A 1,234-nucleotide genomic window follows, 5' to 3' on the forward strand; every position below is an offset into this window, starting at 1 on the left:
TTCCTGGGCAGCGCCGTTGAAGTCCGGGTTGAAGGGGATGCCCATCTCCTGGCCGGCACGGAAATAGGCCTCGCAGATAGGCAGCGGCGAAATCGGGTTGGACACGCCGAGCGGGCCCTGGTCGCCATGAAAGTCGTTGGCGTAGCGCTGGTTGTTTTCGGCGCGCTTGAAATAGGGCAGCACGTCGCGATAGCCCCAGCCGGCGAGGCCTTCTTCCTTCTCCCAGGCGTCGTAGTCGCGGGCATTGCCGCGCGTGTAGATCTGCGCGTTGATGGACGAGCCGCCGCCGACGACCTTGGCCTGCGTGTACCAGAAGACGCGGTCCTTCATGTGCTTTTGCGGCACGGTCGACCAACCCCAGGAAGCAATGCCTTTGGTCATCTTGGCGAAGCCCGCCGGCATGTGGATGTAGGGGTGCCAGTCCTTGCCGCCGGCTTCCAGCAGCAGGACCGAATTGCTGGGATCTTCGCTCAGCCGGTTGGCCATAACGCAGCCGGCAGGACCGGCGCCCACGATGATATAGTCAGTCATTTCCTGATCCATTCATAGCCGTGGCACCGAGAGCGCGCCGTCGACATTGATGATCGAGCCGGTCGAAAAGCCGAGCTTGCCGCCGGCGAGCGTCGCCACCACCGCGCCGATGTCCGATGCTTCGCCCCAGCGTTTGGCCGGAACCAGGCCGCCGTCGATAAGGGCGTCATATTTGGCGGTCACGCCTGAGGTCATGTCGGTGCGGATGATGCCGGGCCGGACTTCGAAGACGCCGATGTTTTCAGGCGCAAGCCGCAACGCCAGGTTCTTCACCCACATCGAAAGCCCGGCCTTCGAGATGCAGTAGTCCGGCCGTTCCGGCGACGCCATTTCAGCACTGACCGAGGTGATGGTGATGATGGATCTCTGATCGCCTGGCGCAGCCAGCATCGCCTTGGCGACAGCCTGGCTGAGGAAGACGGTGCCGCGCAGGTTGATGCCCAGCGTGCGGTCGAAATTCTCCGGCTTGAGGTCCAAGAGGTCACCGCGCACCACGGCGCCGACGCCGGCATTGTTGACCAGGCAGTCGATGCGGCCGAAGGCGCGCATCGCGGCATCGACAAGTGCTGTATGGGTGTCGAGGTCCGCGATGTCGCACCTGACATAGGCGAATTTTGCGCCACGCTTGGCGATGTCGGGGGCAAGTCCGTCGGCGGCTGTTTCGGCAAGGTCGGCGACCAGAATATCGAAGCCGGCATCCGCC

General features: G+C 63.6%; 2 protein-coding genes. Both read right to left on the reverse strand.

What is annotated here, in order from left to right; translation table 11 throughout:
* The coding region (locus EN994_RS32165; RefSeq protein ID WP_206530555.1) for a GMC family oxidoreductase N-terminal domain-containing protein at nucleotides 1–531 on the reverse strand (531 nt) is incomplete at its 3' end.
* A 12-nt stretch (nucleotides 532–543) separates the two neighbouring features.
* Nucleotides 544–1,234 (reverse strand): 3-ketoacyl-ACP reductase (locus EN994_RS32170; protein ID WP_127308187.1); only part of this gene is annotated, 691 nt, incomplete at its 5' end.

This window comes from Mesorhizobium sp. M7A.F.Ca.CA.002.09.1.1 (genome assembly GCF_003998555.1).
Taxonomy (GTDB): domain Bacteria; phylum Pseudomonadota; class Alphaproteobacteria; order Rhizobiales; family Rhizobiaceae; genus Mesorhizobium; species Mesorhizobium ciceri.